This window comes from Flavobacterium anhuiense (genome assembly GCF_900101855.1).
Taxonomy (GTDB): domain Bacteria; phylum Bacteroidota; class Bacteroidia; order Flavobacteriales; family Flavobacteriaceae; genus Flavobacterium; species Flavobacterium anhuiense.
In genome coordinates, this window is the sequence record NZ_FMVC01000009.1 from 60,717 (window position 1) to 80,629 (window position 19,913).

At 33.9% G+C, this 19,913-nt stretch carries 19 protein-coding genes and 1 tRNA gene; 15 read left to right on the top strand and 5 right to left on the bottom strand.

All coding sequences use genetic code 11. The features are described from left to right. Window positions 1–11 precede the first annotated feature (11 nt). The 15 genes from BLP44_RS20745 (at window position 12) to BLP44_RS20815 (ending at window position 16,266) form a co-directional block, all read left to right on the top strand. Window positions 12–359: an FtsL-like putative cell division protein gene (locus BLP44_RS20745; protein ID WP_066032697.1), complete on the top strand. Its 348-nt coding sequence runs from the start codon at window positions 12–14 to the stop codon at window positions 357–359. Continuing rightward, entirely contained in the window at window positions 350–2,359 is a 2,010-nt protein-coding gene (locus BLP44_RS20750; protein WP_091135795.1) for a penicillin-binding protein, read from the top strand. The genes BLP44_RS20745 and BLP44_RS20750 overlap by 10 nt, the downstream gene beginning before the upstream one ends. Beyond that, entirely contained in the window at window positions 2,356–3,819 is a 1,464-nt protein-coding gene (locus BLP44_RS20755) for a UDP-N-acetylmuramoyl-L-alanyl-D-glutamate--2,6-diaminopimelate ligase (RefSeq protein WP_091135798.1), read from the top strand. Before BLP44_RS20750 ends, BLP44_RS20755 begins: the two co-directional genes overlap by 4 nt. A gap of 95 nt (window positions 3,820–3,914) precedes the next feature. Continuing rightward, a complete protein-coding gene (gene mraY, locus BLP44_RS20760) occupies window positions 3,915–5,147 on the top strand; it encodes a phospho-N-acetylmuramoyl-pentapeptide-transferase (protein WP_008467153.1) in 1,233 nt (410 codons plus the stop codon). A 55-nt stretch (window positions 5,148–5,202) separates the two neighbouring features. Next, a complete protein-coding gene (locus tag BLP44_RS20765) occupies window positions 5,203–5,553 on the top strand; it encodes a four helix bundle protein (RefSeq protein WP_091135802.1) in 351 nt (116 codons plus the stop codon). Window positions 5,554–5,620: 67 nt separating this feature from the next. Continuing rightward, entirely contained in the window at window positions 5,621–6,952 is a 1,332-nt protein-coding gene (gene murD / locus BLP44_RS20770; protein WP_008467152.1) for a UDP-N-acetylmuramoyl-L-alanine--D-glutamate ligase, read from the top strand. A gap of 89 nt (window positions 6,953–7,041) precedes the next feature. Continuing rightward, entirely contained in the window at window positions 7,042–7,380 is a 339-nt protein-coding gene (locus BLP44_RS20775; RefSeq protein WP_083847513.1) for a four helix bundle protein, read from the top strand. Window positions 7,381–7,429: 49 nt separating this feature from the next. Next, window positions 7,430–8,749 (top strand): FtsW/RodA/SpoVE family cell cycle protein, encoded by a 1,320-nt coding sequence (locus BLP44_RS20780; RefSeq protein ID WP_091135812.1) that lies wholly within the window; start codon window positions 7,430–7,432, stop codon window positions 8,747–8,749. A 45-nt stretch (window positions 8,750–8,794) separates the two neighbouring features. Then, on the top strand, window positions 8,795–9,886 hold the full coding sequence (gene murG, locus BLP44_RS20785; RefSeq protein WP_091135816.1) for an undecaprenyldiphospho-muramoylpentapeptide beta-N-acetylglucosaminyltransferase: 1,092 nt from the start codon (window positions 8,795–8,797) through the stop codon (window positions 9,884–9,886). A 51-nt stretch (window positions 9,887–9,937) separates the two neighbouring features. Further along, window positions 9,938–11,287, top strand: a complete 1,350-nt coding sequence (murC, locus tag BLP44_RS20790) for a UDP-N-acetylmuramate--L-alanine ligase (RefSeq protein WP_066032693.1) — start codon at window positions 9,938–9,940, stop codon at window positions 11,285–11,287. After that, complete coding sequence (locus tag BLP44_RS20795; protein WP_008467144.1) at window positions 11,274–11,996, top strand: cell division protein FtsQ/DivIB; 723 nt, start codon at window positions 11,274–11,276, stop codon at window positions 11,994–11,996. Before murC ends, BLP44_RS20795 begins: the two co-directional genes overlap by 14 nt. Window positions 11,997–12,002: 6 nt before the next feature. Beyond that, window positions 12,003–13,409, top strand: a complete 1,407-nt coding sequence (ftsA, locus tag BLP44_RS20800) for a cell division protein FtsA (protein ID WP_008467141.1) — start codon at window positions 12,003–12,005, stop codon at window positions 13,407–13,409. Between the two features lie 79 nt (window positions 13,410–13,488). Continuing rightward, a complete protein-coding gene (gene ftsZ / locus BLP44_RS20805; protein WP_091135820.1) occupies window positions 13,489–15,462 on the top strand; it encodes a cell division protein FtsZ in 1,974 nt (657 codons plus the stop codon). Window positions 15,463–15,661: 199 nt separating this feature from the next. Then, window positions 15,662–16,111, top strand: coding sequence for a GatB/YqeY domain-containing protein (locus tag BLP44_RS20810; protein WP_066032690.1), 450 nt, complete (start codon window positions 15,662–15,664; stop codon window positions 16,109–16,111). An 81-nt stretch (window positions 16,112–16,192) separates the two neighbouring features. Then, window positions 16,193–16,266 (top strand) — tRNA-Arg (locus BLP44_RS20815). Between the two features lie 260 nt (window positions 16,267–16,526). Here the strand turns inward: BLP44_RS20815 and BLP44_RS20820 are convergent. From BLP44_RS20820 to BLP44_RS20840, 5 genes are all read right to left on the bottom strand, one after another. After that, window positions 16,527–17,096 (bottom strand): hypothetical protein, encoded by a 570-nt coding sequence (locus BLP44_RS20820; protein ID WP_139159225.1) that lies wholly within the window; start codon window positions 17,094–17,096, stop codon window positions 16,527–16,529. Between the two features lie 98 nt (window positions 17,097–17,194). Then, a complete protein-coding gene (locus BLP44_RS20825) occupies window positions 17,195–17,410 on the bottom strand; it encodes a hypothetical protein (protein ID WP_091135828.1) in 216 nt (71 codons plus the stop codon). Between the two features lie 187 nt (window positions 17,411–17,597). After that, window positions 17,598–18,029: a hypothetical protein gene (locus BLP44_RS20830; protein WP_091135831.1), complete on the bottom strand. Its 432-nt coding sequence runs from the start codon at window positions 18,027–18,029 to the stop codon at window positions 17,598–17,600. Between the two features lie 504 nt (window positions 18,030–18,533). Next, window positions 18,534–18,968 (bottom strand): hypothetical protein, encoded by a 435-nt coding sequence (locus BLP44_RS20835; RefSeq protein WP_091135834.1) that lies wholly within the window; start codon window positions 18,966–18,968, stop codon window positions 18,534–18,536. 10 nt (window positions 18,969–18,978) lie between these two features. Continuing rightward, window positions 18,979–19,839 (bottom strand): tol-pal system YbgF family protein, encoded by an 861-nt coding sequence (locus BLP44_RS20840; RefSeq protein WP_091135837.1) that lies wholly within the window; start codon window positions 19,837–19,839, stop codon window positions 18,979–18,981. Window positions 19,840–19,913: the final 74 nt, after the last annotated feature.

The window sequence follows — 19,913 nt, forward strand, 5'->3', positions numbered from 1 at the left end:
GGTAGGAAATAATGAAAAGTGGCGTATTTAGCATATTAAAAGCAAGATTCCTGATCCATGAAGATGCAGTAAAAAATTGGCGATTTATTGTCTTTATAATTTTGCTGGCCATTTTGATGATTGCCAATACACAGCGTTACGAACAAAAGGTTTTTGAAATCGCAAAATTAAATAATGAAGTAAAAGAATTGAGATCTGAATTTGTAGATCGACGTTCAGAATTGATGAAGTTAAAAATGGAGTCAACCATCTCGGATAAAATGTTAGAAAAACAAATTTTTCCGTCGACGGTTCCTCCAGTAAAAATAGAAGTTACAAAAGAAGAAGAAAAAAGTTTCTTTAAAAGAATATGGCAGTAGACGATAAACATATATCCTACAGAATTTACCTCGTAGCAGTTTTCATCTTTTTGATGGCAATTGCTATTGTTGTTAAATTAACCAATATTCAATGGGTTGAAGGAGATTATTACAGAAAACTGGCTAAACAACGTACGGTGAGAAACTTTGTGATTCCTGCCAATAAAGGAAATATTTACTCTGCTGACGGAAGTTTGCTGGCAACATCGATCCCGAATTATGAAATTCGTTTTGATGCCAAAGCGCCAAAAACAGAAACTTTCGAAAAGTATGTAAAACCATTGTCAGATTCTTTGGCAACAGTTTTAGATAAGCCAAGTAGCTATTTTCAGAAAGAACTGCGAAAAGCGCGCGAAAATAAAAACCGTTATTATTTGATAGCTCGTAAGCTGAGCTATACCGAATATGTAAAAATAAAAAGTTTTCCATTATTCAATCTAGGAGCTTTTAAAGGAGGGATTATTGTTGAGCAAGAAACAGTTAGAAAGCATCCGATAGGGAAAATTGCTGAAAGAACGATTGGTTATGATCGAATTGATCCTGCGACTGGAGTAGAAGTAGGAAAAGGAATTGAGTGGGCTTTCAAAAGTTATCTTAACGGAAAAGACGGCAAAATTCTAAAGCAGAAGATTGCAAAAGGGCAGTGGAAACCAATTCGTGATGTTAATGAAGTAGATCCAATTGATGGTTACGATGTGATATCAACTATAGATGTTTTCATTCAGGATATTGCACATCATGCTTTGTTGAAACAATTAGAAGATTACGAAGCAGATCATGGTTGTGTGGTAGTAATGGAGACACAAACAGGTCATGTAAAAGCAATTTCAAATTTAGGAAGAGCAGAAGACGGATCGTATTATGAAACGACAAATTATGCTATTGCAGAATCTCATGAACCTGGATCAACTTTCAAGCTAGTTGACTTAATGGCGATTTTAGAAGATAAAGTGGCAGATACAAGTACGGTTTATGACAGCCATAACGGTGTAGTCAAATATTATGGAAGATCGGTTCGTGACTCGCATAATGGAGGTTATGGAAAAGTTTCATTAGCGCGTGGATTTGAACTTTCTTCAAACACTGTAATGGTTCAAGCGGTTTATGATAATTACAAAAATAACCCTTCAAAGTTTGTTAATCATATCAACAGTTATGGATTAAACAAGACATTGGGATTGCATTTTAAAGGAGAAGGAAGGCCATATATTCCTCAGCCAGGAGACAAACATTGGTCAGGAACTACGCTTCCGTGGATGGCATTTGGTTATAACGTTTCGGTTACACCAATGCAAACTTTGGCATTGTATAATTCAATTGCAAATGATGGTGTGATGGTAAAACCGCAGTTTGTATCTGAAATTAAGGAATGGAACAAGACCATCAAGAAATTTGATGTTGAAGTTATAAATCCGAAAGTTTGTTCGCCAGAAACATTAAAGAAAGTGAAGGCGGTATTGCTTAATGTGGTAAAGAAAGGGACAGGTTCTAAATTGTATTCGAAGGATTTTTCGATGGCAGGAAAGACAGGAACAGCTCAAATGAATTATGGAGGGAAAGAAGGAAAATCAGCCTTGTATTATGCTTCTTCCTTTGTGGGATATTTTCCGGCTGATCACCCGAAATATTCTTGTATTGTGGTAGTTCATAAGCCGAATACGGCTAAGAATAATTATTATGGAGCTGACGTTGCAGGACCAGTTTTTAAAAGAATCGCTCAAAAGATTTTTACAGATGCGCCTTCGACAAATAAGATTAAAAAATTAGATACTAGAATTCCAAAACAGGATGCTAGTTATGATAAATATACGGCTGAGGCTAATAAAAAATTGAATCAGATTCCGAATTTAAAAGGAATGCCAGGAATGGACGCGATTGCTTTGCTGGAAAATTTAGGTTTGAAAGTAAAAGTAAATGGAATAGGGAAAGTAAAAAATCAATCGATTCAAGCTGGAACTAGTATAAGCAAAAACACAACAATTGTATTAGAATTATCGTGAAAGTATTAAAAGACATATTATATAAAGTAGCTATTGAATCTGTAAAAGGGTCAACAGATGTGGCTATTCAGAAAATTGAATTTGATTCACGTAAAGTTGAAACAAATGATGTTTTTGTGGCAATCAGAGGTTCGCTTTCAGATGGACATAATTATATAGAGAAAGCAATCGAGCTTGGAGCCAAAGCAATTATTTGCGATACGCTTCCTGCAAATACGGCTAATGATGTAACGTATATTCAGGTAAAAGATACCAATGCGGCTTTGGCTTTTATGGCGGCTAATTATTTTGGAGATCCTTCTGCAAAACTAAAATTGGTTGGCGTAACAGGTACAAACGGAAAAACGACAATTGCGTCATTGTTATTTCAATTGTTTGAAAAAGCGGGTTTTAAAGTTGGCTTGTTGTCTACTGTCAAAATTGTAGTTGATAAAACCGAATATCCTGCAACGCATACAACGCCAGATTCTCTGACTATTAACCATTATTTAAATGAAATGGTTGAAGCTGGAGTTACACATTGTTTTATGGAGGTAAGTTCGCACGGAATTCACCAGAAACGTACAGAAGCTTTGCATTTTGTAGGTGGAATTTTCACGAATCTTTCGCATGATCATTTAGATTACCACCCAACGTTTGCTGAATATAGAGATGTTAAAAAATCATTTTTTGACTCACTTCCAAAATCAGCATTTGTATTGTCAAACATTGATGATAAAAATGGTTCGGTAATGCTTCAGAATACCGTCGCTAAAAAATTGACTTATGCTTTAAAATCATATGCAGATTATAGAGCTCAGATTTTAGAAAGCCAATTGTCTGGATTATTATTAAAAATTAATGACAATGAAGTTTGGGTAAAACTGATTGGTACTTTCAACGCATATAATGTTTTAGCTATTTACGGAACAGCTGTAGAGTTAGGGATTGATAGTTTAGAAGCGTTACGATTACTGTCTGATTTAGAGAGTGTTTCGGGTCGTTTTCAGTACATTGTTTCAGATGGTGGGATTACGGCTGTTGTAGATTATGCACATACGCCAGATGCATTGGAAAATGTTTTGAAAACGATAAATGATATTCGCACTAAAAACGAACAGTTGATTACTGTAGTAGGCTGCGGAGGAAATCGCGATAAAACAAAACGTCCGATTATGGCAAAAATTGCTTCAGATTTGAGTGATAAAGCGGTTTTGACTTCGGATAATCCAAGAAATGAAGATCCAGAAGTTATTCTGGATGAAATGGAACAGGGAGTTGAGGCACACAACTATAAAAAAATGCTGAGAATTACAGATAGAAAACAGGCAATTAAAACAGCTTGTCAATTGGCTCAAGCAAAAGATATCATTCTAATCGCAGGAAAAGGACACGAAACTTATCAGGAAATAAGCGGTGTTCGTCATCATTTTGATGATATGGAAACGGTAAAAGAAATTTTAGAACAACTAAATAAATAAGAAAAAGGAAATTCCAAATCCCAATAAACTTTGGATTTTGGGTTTTAAAAAATTGGAATTTAATTCGAGATTGGAATTTAAAAAAATAAGAAAATATGCTGTACTATTTATTTGAATATTTTGATAAAACATTGGATCTTCCTGGAACAGGAGTTTTCCAGTATATCACATTTAGGTCAGCTTTGGCATTTATGCTTTCGTTGCTTCTGTCTACCATTTACGGTAAAAGAGTAATTAACTTTTTGCGTCGCCAGCAAGTAGGTGAAACAGTTCGAGAGCTAGGTCTTGCAGGTCAGAATGAGAAAGCAGGTACTCCAACAATGGGTGGACTGATTATCATTTTCGCGACACTAGTTCCTGTTTTGTTATTTGCAAGACTGCACAACATCTACATTGTTTTGCTGATTGTAACAACATTGTGGATGGGAACAATTGGTTTTGTTGATGATTATATCAAAATATTCAAAAAAGATAAGCAAGGTTTAAAAGGAATTTTTAAAGTTATTGGTCAAGTTGGTCTTGGGATTATTGTTGGTGCAGTTCTTTATTTTAATCCTGCCGTTACAGTAAGAACAGATACAGGCCGTACAGATGTATTTAAAACTGCAGCAAATTCGACAGTTATTGTGCCTGCTGGAGTTGAAGAAAAGTCTACAGCAACTACAATTCCTTTCGTAAAAAATAACGAATTTGATTATGCCGAAGTATTGTCTTTCATGGGAGATGGCTATGAGAAATGGGCTTGGTTAGTATTTATTCCAGTGGTAATTTTTATTATCACCGCAGTTTCAAACGGAGCAAATTTAACAGATGGAATCGATGGACTCGCCGCAGGGACCTCGGCAATTTCCGTCCTCGCGCTCGGGATATTCACATTCGTCTCAGGTAATATCATATTCTCAAATTATCTGAATATTATGTATATCCCCAATTCGGGAGAAATGACAGTCTTTATATCGGCCTTTGTAGGAGCATTGATTGGATTTCTTTGGTACAACTCATTCCCAGCATCGGTTTTTATGGGAGATACAGGAAGTTTAACTATTGGGGGAATCATCGCAGTCTTGGCAATTGCAGTTCGTAAAGAAATATTGATTGTTTTATTCTGTGGAATTTTCTTGGCAGAAAGTGCTTCAGTAATTATTCAGGTAACTTATTTTAAATATACGAAGAAGCGTTTTGGCGAAGGACGAAGAATTTTCCTGATGTCTCCGCTTCATCATCATTATCAGAAAAAGGGATATCACGAAAGTAAAATCGTGACCCGTTTCTGGATTGTTGCCGTAATGTTAGCCATATTGTCAATCATTACTTTAAAACTGAGATAAACTCAATTAAAAATTCAGAATTAAAAATTAAAGTTTACAATACGTTCTTATTAAAATGAAAGAAAATATTATTCAAGACAAATCATTTGATTTTGCTGTTAGAATTGTCAAACTGTACAAGTATCTAACTGAGATAAAAAAAGAGTTTGTTTTGAGTAAGCAAGTTCTGAGATCGGGAACTTCAATAGGAGCAAATATTGAAGAATCAATCGGAGGACGTTCTGATAAAGAGTTTTTATTCAAGCTTGAAATTTCATATAAAGAAGCAAGAGAAACAATTTATTGGTTGAAATTGTTAAAAGCAACAGATTATATTTCTGCAAACGAATTTAGCAGTATTCACTTAGAAGCTAATGAGATTTGCAAAATATTGGCGAAAATTATACTAACCTTAAAAGGAAAATAGAGTTAATTAAAAATTTAGATTAAGTGATTTTTAATTTTTAATTCTCAATTTTTAATTAAAAAAATATATGAGATTAGTTGTATTAGGAGGAGGAGAAAGCGGAGTAGGAACCGCGATCCTCGGTAAGAAACAAGGATATGATGTTTTTGTATCCGATTTTGGAAAAATAAAAGAGAGTTATAAAGAAGTTCTTATCATTAATAAAATAGCCTGGGAAGAGGAGCAGCATACAGAAGATTTAATTCTAAATGCAGATGTGGTGATGAAAAGCCCAGGAATTCCAGATAAATCTCCGATAGTAAAAAAGCTGGTTGCAGCGGGAGTAAAGGTGATTTCGGAAATCGAATTTGCAATACCTTACACAGAAGCAATGACCATCGGGATTACGGGAAGTAATGGTAAAACGACCACCACAATGCTCACGCATCACTTGCTTAAATATGCAGGATTGAATGTAGGATTGGGCGGAAATATTGGAAAAAGTTTCGCGTGGCAGGTTGCAGAAAACAAATATGACGCATACGTTCTTGAATTAAGCAGTTTTCAGTTAGACGGAATAATAAATTACAGACCCGATATTGCGATAATAACCAATATTAGTCCAGACCATTTAGATCGATATGAGTATAAATATGAAAATTATATCAATTCGAAATTCCGAATAACGATGAACCAGACTGAAAACGATTATCTCATTTACGATGCAGATGATGAAGCAAGTACAGAATGGTTAAAAAAGAACAAAACAAAAGCAAAATTAATTCCTTTTTCATTGACGAAAAAATTTGATGAAGGGGCTTCTATAAATAACAACAAAATGGAAATAAAGATCAACCAAGAAGAGTTTACAATGGATACAGAACACATTGCGTTAGAAGGAAAACATAATATGAAAAACGCCATGGCAGCAAGCTCTGTAGCTAAATTGATGCAAATTAGAAATGCAACGATTCGTGAAAGTCTATCTAATTTCCAAGGTGTTGAGCACCGTTTAGAAAAAGTATTAAAAATACAGAACGTTCAATATATCAACGATTCAAAAGCAACAAACGTAAATGCTACTTTCTTTGCTTTGGATAGTATGAATGCGCCAACAGTATGGATTGTTGGAGGTGTTGATAAAGGAAATGACTACAACGAATTAATGTCATTAGTGCGTGAAAAAGTAAAAGCTATTATTTGTCTTGGAATCGATAACCGCAAAATTATCGATGCTTTTGGAAACGTTGTTGATATTATGGTTGAAGTAAATAATATGAACGATGCCGTAAAAACGGCTCAAAGATTAACAGAAAAAGGCGATGTTGTTTTATTGTCTCCAGCCTGCGCAAGTTTTGATTTATTCGAAAACTACGAAGACCGTGGAAAACAATTCAAACAAGCGGTACACAATTTATAATTTTAGATTTTAGAGTTCAGATTTTAGATTGTTCCTAATCTTTGAATTAAAATAAGTTCTTTTTGATTATGACGACAGATGAAATGAAAATGAGGACCAAAAAGTTCTCTTTAATGATAATTGAATTGGCTGAAAAAATGCCAAGTACAAATGTGATTAGATCAATAACTAATCAAATAGTAAGAAGTGGGACATCTGTTGGAGCAAATTATAGAGCAGTTTGTCGAGCCAGAAGCGATAGAGAATTTATTGCTAAAATGAATATAGTCTTAGAAGAAGCAGATGAAACTTTGTTTTGGTTGGAGATTATTAAAGAAAAAATGTGGATTGCAAAAGAAGAATTGGAGACAATGCTAAAGGAAGCAAATGAATTAACAGCCATTTTTGTCAGCAGTTTAAAAACAGTAAATAAAAGAATCAACAAATAAAATCGAAGGTTTTGGAAAATAATCTAAAATCTAAAATCAGAAATCTACAATGAAGGAACTGGTAAATAAACTAAAAGGAGATAGAGTAATATGGTCATTCGTGGCCCTATTGGCGTTGTTTTCGTTTATGCCTGTTTTTAGTGCGAGTAGTAATTTAGCCTATATAGGTCATGGGACTGGGAATACATTGGGGTATTTGATAAAACATCTGGCTCACGTTTGTATCGGTTTCTTGATTATTTATTGGGTTCATAAAGTGCCGTATCATTATTTCAGAGCAATTTCAAAAATTGCGCTTCCAGTGGTTTGGTTATTATTACTGTACACTTTGTTGAAAGGGACTGTAATTGCGGGAGCAAATGCAAGCCGTTGGATTCAGGTGCCGTTCATTGGAATTACGTTTCAGACTTCGACTTTAGCGGCAAGCGTATTGTTTATTTACGTTGCACGTTATTTGTCGAAAACCAAAGAAGAAAATGAGCCGTTCCAAACCTCGTTTATTCAGCTTTGGATTCCTGTATTTATCACTTTGGCATTAATATTACCAGCCAATTTTTCAACCACAGCGTTGATATTTTCAATGGTAATGATGCTTACGTTCATTGGTAAATATCCTTTAAAATATATTGCTTTTATCATCGGATCGGGAATTGCAATGTTGGCTTTTTTCCTTTTGGTAGCAAAAGCATTTCCAGATTCAAGATTCTTCAGCAGGGTTTCAACGTGGGAAAGTCGTATTATGAACTTTACAACAGATAAGCCAGATGAAGATGATTATCAGATTGAAAAAGCAAAAATTGCAATTGCATCAGGAAGATTAGGCGGATTAGGGCCAGGAAAAAGTGTTCAGAAAAATTTCTTGCCACAATCATCTTCAGATTTTATCTATGCAATTGTAGTAGAAGAATATGGTTTAGTTGGCGGAGTTGCAATATTGGTTCTTTACTTGTTATTGTTGTTCCGATTTGTGATCGCTTCGCATAAAGCCAATACATTATTTGGAAAACTAGTCGTCGTCGGTCTCGGATTCCCGATGATATTTCAAGCGATGATTAATATGGCGGTTGCAGTAGAATTATTGCCGGTGACAGGGCAGACGCTTCCGCTAATAAGTTCTGGAGGTAGTTCTATCTGGATGACTTGTTTCTCTCTTGGAATTATCATCAGCGTAACCAAAAAAGAAGAAGAAATTGCTGAAGAACAAGAAGAAAAAGCAAGAAGAAAAGAAGCGCTTCAAAGATTAATAGATAAAGAATTGGCAGAAGATGATTTGCCGGTTGATGAAAAAGAAGAGATTTACGAAGAAGAAGCTTTGTATTCCATTGAAGATAATTCAAGAAATCCGATGAATGCGGTTTTTAACAAATAAGATTAGAATATAAAAAGTTTTTAAAAAGTTGTAATTTTTAGAAAGATGACAAAGTATAAATTCATACTTAGCGGAGGAGGAACAGGAGGGCATATCTATCCTGCAATTGCGATTGCAAATGAATTAAAATTACAATTTCCTGATGCAGAATTTCTTTTTGTAGGTGCCAAAGATAAAATGGAAATGCAAAAGGTGCCTCAGGCAGGTTACGAAATAAAAGGTCTGTGGATCGCAGGATTACAACGAAAATTGACTTTACAAAACTTAATGTTTCCGCTAAAATTGGCAAGCAGTTTATTGGAGTCAAAAAGAATAATTAAAAAGTTCAAGCCAAATGTAGTAATTGGTACGGGAGGTTTCGCCAGCGGACCTTTATTACAAGCGGCAGGTTCGGCAGGAATACCAACGGTTGTTCAAGAGCAAAATTCTTATCCAGGAATTACAAACAAATTGTTGAGCAAAAAAGCAAATGCAATTTGTGTAGCGTATCAAAATTTGGAGCGTTTTTTCCCAAAAGAGAAAATTGTTTTAACTGGAAATCCAGTTCGTCAGGATTTAATTGATATCGAAAGCAAACGTGACGAAGCAATCGTTTTTTATGGTTTAGATCCGAATAAGAAAACATTACTGGTCTTAGGTGGAAGTTTAGGGGCAAGAAGAATTAATCAGTTAATCGAAAAAGAATTGCAAAATTTTCTTTCTCAAGATGTACAGGTAATCTGGCAATGCGGGAAATTATATTTTGAAGAATATAAAAAATACAATCAGCCGAATGTAAAAGTGGTTGATTTTATTGAAAGAATGGATTTCGTTTACGCAGCATCAGATGTCATAATTTCACGTGCAGGCGCTTCGTCGGTGTCAGAATTATGCCTTGTTGGAAAACCAGTGATTTTTATTCCGTCACCTAATGTAGCTGAGGATCACCAAACTAAAAATGCGCAGGCAATTGTAGATGCAAAAGGTGCGATTTTGTTGAAAGAATCTGAGCTTGACAGCCAGTTTAGCATTGTTTTTGAAGCGCTGCTGAAAGATCACGGAAAACAAAAACAGCTAAGTGATAATATTAAAAAACTGGCCAAACCAAAAGCTACACAAGATATTGTAGCGGAGATTGTGAAGTTAATTAAAAAGTAAAATATAGGCGAGGGCTTAAAGCCTATAGCTTAATGCTTAAAGCAAATAAAAATGAATTTAAATCAAATACAAAACGTTTATTTTATTGGTATCGGCGGTATCGGAATGAGTGCCCTGGCTCGTTATTTCAAGTTTATTGGAAAGAAAGTTTCAGGCTACGATAAAACACCTTCTATGCTGACTAATGAATTGATTGAAAGTGGTATTGATATTCATTTTGAAGATGATATAAACTTAATTCCAAAAGATTATTATGTAGAGAACACATTGGTGATTTATACGCCAGCGGTTCCAAAAACACATTCTGAGTGGAATTATTTTATTGAAAGAAATTACGAGGTTAAAAAACGTGCTGAAGTTTTAGGAATCATTACTAAAGATACTTTCTGCTTTGCAGTTGCTGGAACACACGGAAAAACAACAACATCAAGTATTCTTGGGCATATTTTATTTCAAAGCGGTGCAGATGTAACAGCTTTTATTGGAGGAATTGTAGAAAACTATAATTCAAATCTAATAGGAAGCGGAAAAACTGTGACAGTTGTAGAAGCAGATGAATTTGATAGATCATTCCTGCATTTGCATCCCAATATTGCTTGTGTTACTTCTATGGATGCTGATCATTTGGATATCTATGGAACTAGCGATGCTATTCAGGCTTCGTTTAGAGAATTTGCCGCCAAAGTTGAAGATAAAAATAATCTCTTTATAACCAAAGAATTGCCTTTAGACGGTGTTCAATGTGCTATAAATGAAGATGCTGTATATAAGGCTTATAATGTTCGTATTGAAGATGGGGCTTATGTTTTTGACGTGCAAACGCCATCAGAAATCATGAAGGATTTACGTTTCGGACTGCCTGGAAAACACAATTTAATGAATGGATTGATGGCTATTGCGATGGCTAAAACTTACGGCACCCCGACCGATTCTATTGCAAAAGCCATTGCTTCATTCAACGGAATTAGAAGACGTTTTTCGTATCAGATTAAGAGCGAAAATTTAGTGTATATTGATGATTATGCGCATCATCCAACAGAAATAAATGCTGTTCATCAGGCAGTTAGGGAATTGTATCCAGGGCGTAAAGTTTTGGCAATTTTCCAACCGCATTTATTCAGCAGAACAAGAGATTTTGTTGACGGATTTGCAGAAAGCTTATCGCAGTTTGATGAAGTGTTTCTGATGGATATTTACCCTGCTAGAGAGCTTCCGATGGAAGGAGTGACTTCTGAGTGGCTTTTGGGTAAAATGACAAATTCGAACAAAAAAATTGTTGCAAAAGAAGATTTATTAGGTGAAATCAAAGCCAGTGATGCACCTATTATTGTAACAATTGGAGCTGGTGATCTGGGAGAAATGGTTCCTTCAATTAAAAAGATTTTAAATGAAAATATTTAATTGGACAAATATAAGATTAGTACTTATTTTCGGACTGGTTTTGTTTTTATATTCCTTCGCACAGCATCGAAATGGCGATAGAAAATTGAAAAAATCGATGGTCGTTTTTGTAGGAGAAAATACGCTTTTTGTGAAGCCAGAAACGGTTAATAAATTGTTGATAGAAAATAAAAGAGACGCTTCCAGTATTAGAAAAGATGAACTAGATTTGAATAAGATAGAGAAAACCCTCGATACGCAAGACATGATTGAGAAGTCAAATGTTTTTGTAAGTATTGATGGAGTTCTAAAAGCAGTAGTAAAACAGAAGACGCCCATAGCAAGAGTTTATGATGGCGGCGCTTCTTTTTATATTGACTATGAGGGTAATAAAATGCCCTTGTCGGACAATTTCACTGCGCGAGTTCCTCTTGTTTCAGGGGCAATAAATGAAAAAAATAACGAAGATTTAGCAGCTTTATTTCGCACAATTTATGACGATGCGTTTTTGAAAAAAAACATCATTGCTATAGAGATTATGCCGAATGGAAGCTTAAAAATGTTTAATCGTAACTATGATTACTTCATAGATTTTGGCAGAACGATGAATGTTGATAAGAAATTTAGAAACTATAAAGCCTTCTTTCAAAAAGCAGTTTTAGATAGTTCGTTATACAAATACAAAAAAATTGACCTTAGGTTTACGGAACAAGTAGTTTGCACTAAATAATAGAAAATGGAAAAAGATAACATTGCAGTAGGTCTAGATATTGGAACAACCAAAATCGTTGCCATGATTGGCAAAAAAAATGAATATGGTAAGTTGGAGATTTTGGGCATTGGCAAATCCAAAAGCTTGGGTGTTGCCAGAGGAGTAGTAAACAACATTACGCAGACGATACAATCGATACAGCAAGCGATTCTCGAAGCAGAAAATAATTCAGGATATAAAATAAAAGATGTGGTTGTGGGTATTGCCGGACAGCACATCAGGAGTATCCAACATACCGATTACATCAGCAGAAACAATCCAGAAGAAGTAATTGGCGAAAAAGATATTCAGCTCCTAATCGATCAGGTGAATAAACTGGCGATGTTACCGGGAGAAGAAATTATTCACGTTTTACCGCAAGAATTCAAAATCGATGGGCAATCTGAAATAAAAGAACCAATCGGAATGTACGGTGGAAGATTAGAATCTAGTTTTCACGTTGTAGTTGGTCAGGCTTCTTCAATCAGAAACGTTGGAAGATGTATCCAGAGTTCAGGAATTGAATTATCTGGATTGACATTAGAACCATTAGCTTCGGCTGATGCTGTTTTAAGCCAAGAAGAAAAAGAAGCTGGTGTTGCGCTTATCGATATCGGGGGCGGAACAACAGATTTGGCTATTTTCAAAGATGGCATCATTCGTCATACTGCAGTAATTCCTTTTGGAGGAAATGTAATTACAGATGATATCAAAGAAGGCTGTTCAATTATTGAAAAACAAGCTGAGCTTTTAAAAATAAAATTCGGATCTGCTTGGCCAGGAGAAAATAAAGACAATGAGATCGTTTCTATCCCAGGTTTAAGAGGAAGAGAACCAAAAGAGATTTCGCTTAAAAACTTATCTAAAATCATCCATGCAAGAGTTGTGGAAATTGTAGAACAGGTTTTTGCAGAGATTAAAGCTTATGGACATGAAGATCCTCGTAAAAAATTAATCGCTGGAATTGTATTAACAGGTGGAGGTGCACAATTAAAGCATATCAAACAGCTGGTAGAATACATTACAGGAATGGATACTAGAATTGGTTATCCGAACGAGCATTTGGCAGGAAACTCTAGTGAAGAAATCTCTAGCCCGTTATTTGCAACGGCAGTAGGATTAGTAATGAACAGTATAGAAAACAGTTCGCAAAGTGCTGTTAGAATGGAACTGGTTAAAGAACAGCCAAAAGTTGTTTACAGAACTGCTCCTCCAGTACAGCGATACGAAGTTGAAGAAAACTACGTTGAGAAAGTAGAAACCATTGAAGAGCCTAGAGAAACCGTAAGTCAAAAGGTGCCTAAAAATGAATCTACTGAAACCAAAATAAGAAGATCATTTTTTGATCGATATGTCGACAAAATCAAAGAATTTTTAGACAACGCAGAATAATAAAAAGAGAAGGATTATTTCTTGCCCCAAGTCAAGAAGTAAAAAATGTACTTAATAAGAATTTCAAAAAACCAAAAAGATGATGAGCAACTCAGAATTTGGAAGTATTTCATTTGATTTACCAAAAAATCAATCAAATGTAATCAAAGTAATAGGTGTAGGTGGGGGCGGAAGTAACGCAATAAACCACATGTTCAAACAAGGTATTAAAGGCGTAGATTTTATCGTTTGTAATACCGATTCGCAAGCGCTTCAAAATAGTTCAGTACCCAATAAGATTCAGTTAGGAGTTAATTTAACTGAAGGATTAGGAGCAGGAGCAAACCCAGACGTTGGACAGCAGTCGGCTATCGAAAGTATTTCGGATATTGAAAAAATGTTGGATAAAAATACTAAGATGGTGTTTATCACTGCTGGTATGGGTGGAGGAACTGGAACTGGTGCAGCTCCCGTGATTGCTCAATTAGCAAAAGAAAGAGAAATATTAACAGTTGGTATCGTGACAATTCCTTTTCAGTTTGAAGGAAAAGTGCGTCAAGAGCAAGCAGTTATTGGAATCGAGAAATTGCGTAAGCAGGTAGATTCTTTAATTGTAATCAACAATAATAAATTAAGAGAAGTATACGGAAATCTTGGTTTTAAAGCAGGATTCTCTAAAGCGGATGAAGTTTTGGCAACTGCCTCTAGAGGTATTGCCGAAGTAATTACGCACCACTATACTCAAAATATCGATTTACGTGACGCAAAAACTGTTTTAGCAAACAGCGGAACTGCGATTATGGGATCTTCTGTAGCAGAAGGCGAAAACAGAGCTAAAGATGCTATTGTTTCAGCATTAGATTCTCCATTGTTAAATGACAATAAAATTACGGGTGCCAAAAACGTATTGTTGCTTATCGTTTCTGGAACCAATGAGATTACTTTGGATGAAATTGGAGAAATCAACGATCACATTCAAGCTGAAGCGGGTTACAATGCTAATATTATCATGGGAGTTGGTGAAGACGAAACTCTTGGTGAAGCCATTGCTGTAACTATTATCGCTACAGGATTTGATGTAGAACAACAAAATGAAATTGTAAATACAGAACCAAAGAAAATCATTCATACGTTAGAAGATGAGCAGAGAAGTGTTCATAATTTAACGAATAAACCACTTGCTTCTTTCGACTTAACTGTTGATACACCGACAGCGAAAGTGGAAGATAAAGTTGTTTTTGATTTGATGGATGATGACGAAACTTTTACTCCAACTGCACAAGCTGTTGCTCCAGCAATCAATCAGGAAGAGTTGGTGGTGATGTCTGAGTTTATCAAAAATCTAGATGTTACTTTCGAAATCGTTTCGCCAATTACAGATATCGATTTTACAATTTCATCTCCAGAAACACCAGCTGTTCAGCAAGTGCAACAGCCAGTGCAGCAGCAAAGAGTTTTTGAAAGAGAAGAACAAACAACTTTCTCTTTTGATCTTCCGTTGTTTAAACAAGAGCCAGTAAGAAGAGAGCCAGTTGTTGAAGATAACAGAGTGCTGTTTGAATTGACAAATGAAACTCGTGATATTAAAGTAAACGATCCAGTCCAATTTGTTCCTGTAACTGAAGTTTCAGATAACGGAATCATTAAATACTCTCTAGAAGAGTACATGGAAGTTGAAAATGATTTATTGGCTTCTAAACCAGTTGAAAAAGTAGTTGAAGATACAATTCCTGAGGAATTAAACATTACGTTGAAACCAAGAGTAGATTTTGCAAGTCAGCCAGATATTACGACAACTTCTGAAGTTTCTCCTTTAGAATTGACTATTGAAGAAACATTGCGTTTAAGAGCAGAAGAAAGAAGAAAGAAACTAAAAGAATTTAACTACAAATTCCATAACAATGTTTCTAGAATCGATGAGTTGGAAAAAGAGCCAGCTTACAAAAGATTAGGAATAGATTTGTCTAATTCTCAGTCTAATAATACAAATTCTAGAATCTCTGTTGGAACAGACAGTAATAATGATTTACAATTACGTTCAAACAATTCATTTTTGCACGATAACGTAGATTAATTTTTAGAATCATAATATTGGGTAACCCGAAAATTGGATTTAATTTTCGGGTTATTTTTTTTATCTTCGCACAGAATTTCAAAATTTGACTTCCTAAATAGGTTTTTAAAGTGAATCTGATTGTCACCCTGAGCGAAGTCGAAGGGTCAAATTAATACATCAATTAATAAGCGTTAGCTTATTCTAATAAAATATAAACATGAGTTTACAAACACTAATCATGGACGAAATCAAAAACGCCATGAAAGCAAAAGATACAGTAGCTTTAGAAGCTTTAAGAGCTGTTAAATCTGAATTATTGTTGGCTTCAACAGCTTCAGGATCTAAAGAAGATTTATCTGAAGAAGATGAGATTAAATTACTTCAAAGATTGGTTAAAACCCGTAAAGAAAGCGCAAGAATCTTTACAGAGCAAAATCGTCCAGATTTAGCTGAACCAGAATTGGCTCAAGTTGCTGTAATCGAGAAGTTTTTACCAGCTCAATTAAGCGAGGAAGAAGTAGAAGCTGTAGTGGCAAAAATCATTGCTGAAACAGGAGCTTCTGGAATTGCTTCAATGGGTAAAGTAATGGGGTTAGCCTCTGCTCAATTAGGTGGAACTGCTGAAGGAAAAACCATTTCTACAATTGTGAAAAAATTACTTTCGTAAATATATTTTTAGATTTTAGACTGTAGATTTTAGATTCCAATCAGCAATCTAAAATCTATAATCTAAAATCATAAATAAACTGACCTCGTAGTTCAACTGGATAGAATATCAGATTTCGGCTCTGAGGGTTGGGGGTTCGAACCCCTCCGGGGTCACTTAAAAAATGAAAAGCCTGCAAAGTGTATACTTTGCAGGTTTTTTTATGGTTTGAAAATTTAGCGGATTTTTTTTAGTTTTGAAAATGCCTCTATTTACAGGGAATTTTGGTTCGAAGCCCATCGTGGATCTATAAAGGTTTACGATTCTCTTTCAACTTTTAAAGCTAATGTAGTTTTGAACTTAAACTAATGATGAGGTAGCATATCCATTATGCAAATCGACTAACCAGTTGTAGTAGCTGTCAAGTGTAGTTAATTTAGTTGTAACTCAATTTGATTTTTGTTGCTCCATTTTTTTTATAACACTTTAATATGTCTTTCAGTGTTTCTAAATCTTCCACTATAGCTCCACTACTTAAATATTTATTATCGTATGGATAACCATACATTGGATGATTTTCATATTCTTGTTCTTTAGCTTTAATCTTCTTCATTTCATTTGCATCAGAAGAAAACGCATATTCTGGTTTTATTGGATTGTATTTTACCTTTTCGTAATATTTTGGATTTGTATTAATTTTTAAAATTAATTTATTGATTACAGCTTCGAATGTGGTTATGTTTTTCCAATACTTATCTGGTGATTCTTCATTATCCATATAATCATAATCTTGAAATGTTGAGAGATCAATCTTTAGAATTTTTTCTACTTGAGCAACCATGCTTTTATCTCCAAAACCTCCAATTTGTTCAAAGAAGAATGATAATCTTGGAGGAAAATTATCTTTGCATTTTGTTTTCACATTAGCTTCAATTGAATAATCCATTCCAAGATTTATAAAACTAAAATTAATAAAGATTACTGCTATTATTATAAATTTCCTCATTGTTTTTTTTGGTTTTTCCTGTACATAACATTCTCGTACTACAAATGGTTTGAGATTAAATTAAGGCTTTTTTCGAATTTGGCACTCGAGAAATAGCTCTATTCATCTTCTTGTTCTTTAATTTCGTTCCATCGTTTTTCAAGTTCATTCAATTTCGTTAAGAACTCATCATCTTCAAGATAGAATATTTTTGGATTAGCTTCCTCAGGCTTTATTATGCACATAATAAGTTGTCCTAATCTAAAATCAGGATTTGAAAGCCACAGATTTTCAAGTTTTTCAATAATGGGTTTTATTCTGTTTTTATCTCGCATATTTTAAATTTCTGTTATACTTGCCAGTTTATGAAATGGCTTATAACGTTTTGACTCTACAAGAGGTTTACGGGCTATGAAAATGATTTTTTTTCGGTTTAACTAAAATATAACTAAAAACAAATAATCCCACTAAATCCTAAAATCGATTGAAAGAACTGTTATCTATTGATTTTTTAGTACAATTTTAAATTTTCAGCCACCATTTCATTGTTTTTATTTTTTCAGTTTGGATGTCATTCAATTTTTTAGCATCAAATTCAGTCAATGTATTTTTGAGTGATTCGAGTCCATAATTTTCTTTTAGCCAAAAAGGGAATTCTTTAACACTTTTGTTCCAATTTTCGATTGTAGATTTTAGGATAGTACTTAAATCATTTTGTGTTTTTGGCTTTAGCTTAATTAATATTATTCCAGCATATTTTTGGTCGGTATATTGAGTGCTTGGTCTATCTACATTTTCGAATATTTTAATTATGGCACTTACAATTATTTCATCCATAACGTTATCCAATCTATCAATAAGTTTTCTTATTCTTAAATCTCCTATTTTATCCATTAAGTCAATAGACAAATAAAATTCTTTTTGAAAATCATCTGTTGTTTTTGGTATGTTCATCTTGTTTAAGCTTGTTGCTAACTTATATGATCCGACATTCTACTTTTGGCTACACCTGATAAATCTAAGTATTTTCTTCTTTTCAAAAATAAGCTTTTTTAATTCATTACTTAGGAGGGATTTAGATTTACACTCGAACCTCACAAAATTAGACTTCATATAAAATTTTTAAATCGTCTAACAAATGGTTCGAATTCTGTACCGTCAAGGTCACTATAAAAGCGCATTCTTTTGATTATTAAAAGAATGCGCTTTTTAAATTATTATATTCCTGCAGTTTTCCCACAAACTTACAATTTACTTAGCCTGTTTTTTAGAATTTCTAATGATATAATAAACCGAAAATAAAAAGACAATACCGTAAATAACTGCCATTGCTGGATTCTCAAATTTTAAACTCTTAAAATCAAATTGCTTATATAAAGTTACGCCTAAAATGATGGCTACTATCCAAAAAACATGTTATAGGTTGGTTTTTATTTTCCATGGTTTTAAGTTTTATAGTTAATAATCTTCAAATGATTTGTCATCATCCCATTTCTTTTGGCTTAAATATTTTCCGCAGGAATCGTAAAGCTTTATTACTGCCTTTTTGGGATTTCTATTATATTGAAAAATCCATATTTCGTTTTCAATAATTTTAATTCTACAAAACTTTTTAGTGTCGCAGGCATCCATTGAACAAATGTATACGGATTTTTTCTTAAAAATTTTATTGCCATTTTCATCAATTACTTGATCAATGATAATGATTTTTTTATGACGCAACTTCCAAAAAATAAATTTCCGATCTTTCTCTGTTCTTTCTGATTTAAGTGTTGCATTTTTAAGAGAACATTTATGTGTTTTGAAAGTTACACTTTCATCTTCATTAGGTAATTTATTAGCGTTTGCCGTTTGAAATGAAATGATGCTAAATAAAATTAATATTCTAAGCATTAGTTGTAATTTACAATTTATCCTGTTCGGCTCTTAATAAATCGAAAATACTCTCGCTCTTAAAGTTCTCCATAAATAAATTAATTAGAGGTACAGTTGGGCTTTTGGGATATTTTTTCATGAATCGGTTAAATTCTTGAATGTTTTCTGGGTAAATATATTTTTCATCCGTCGCTCTTTCGGCAGTTGGAGTATTGTCTTGACCAACTAAATAATCCATTTGGTAATTTTTGTATTCGTCTTTTACAGATGAAATTAATTTTGAATCAGGATATTTGGTCATGAAATTTTCCCAAGAAATTACTCTGTCGCCTAGATCTTTAAATGAAATAACAAGTCCCGCATCTGCAGAATAAAGCGTTTTGTTTTCTTCACTTTTCAAGTACAGATACTCTTTGTAATCGCTCGTTACGTAATCTTTAAAAATTCTATAGTAAAAATCATGCACAGGCTCTATTTCTACATAACCTTCGCCAATTTCCCAAAACTCTAATTGATGCTTATTAAGTTTTTCACCTAAAAGCTTTACAGCTTTTTTATCAGCTTCATCTTCATTGTAAAATTTATCCAATATTCCAGATTCTTTTTCGGCTATCTGTCCCAACAAAGTATTGTTTTCTTCAATATACTTTTCGTATAGTGCGTTTCCAGCTTCTTTATTGGGTAATGTTTTTAATTTGAGAACAATTTCATTTTTGTTTTTAGAAAATTGCTCTAATAAATCAGAATTTGATTGTGCAGTTTGTGTAGAACTTTCGACTTTGGTGCTGTCTTTCTTTGTTGTCTCTTTGTTTTGAACGCTTTTATTATCTGTTTGTTTACATGAAGAAAGTAAAATTACGCAAGTAATTACTGTGAAGAATTTTCTCATTTTATATGTTGAATTTTTAAACTTTAGAAATGCTTTTTAAATGAAAAGGACAAAAAAGATAAAATTCTTCCTTG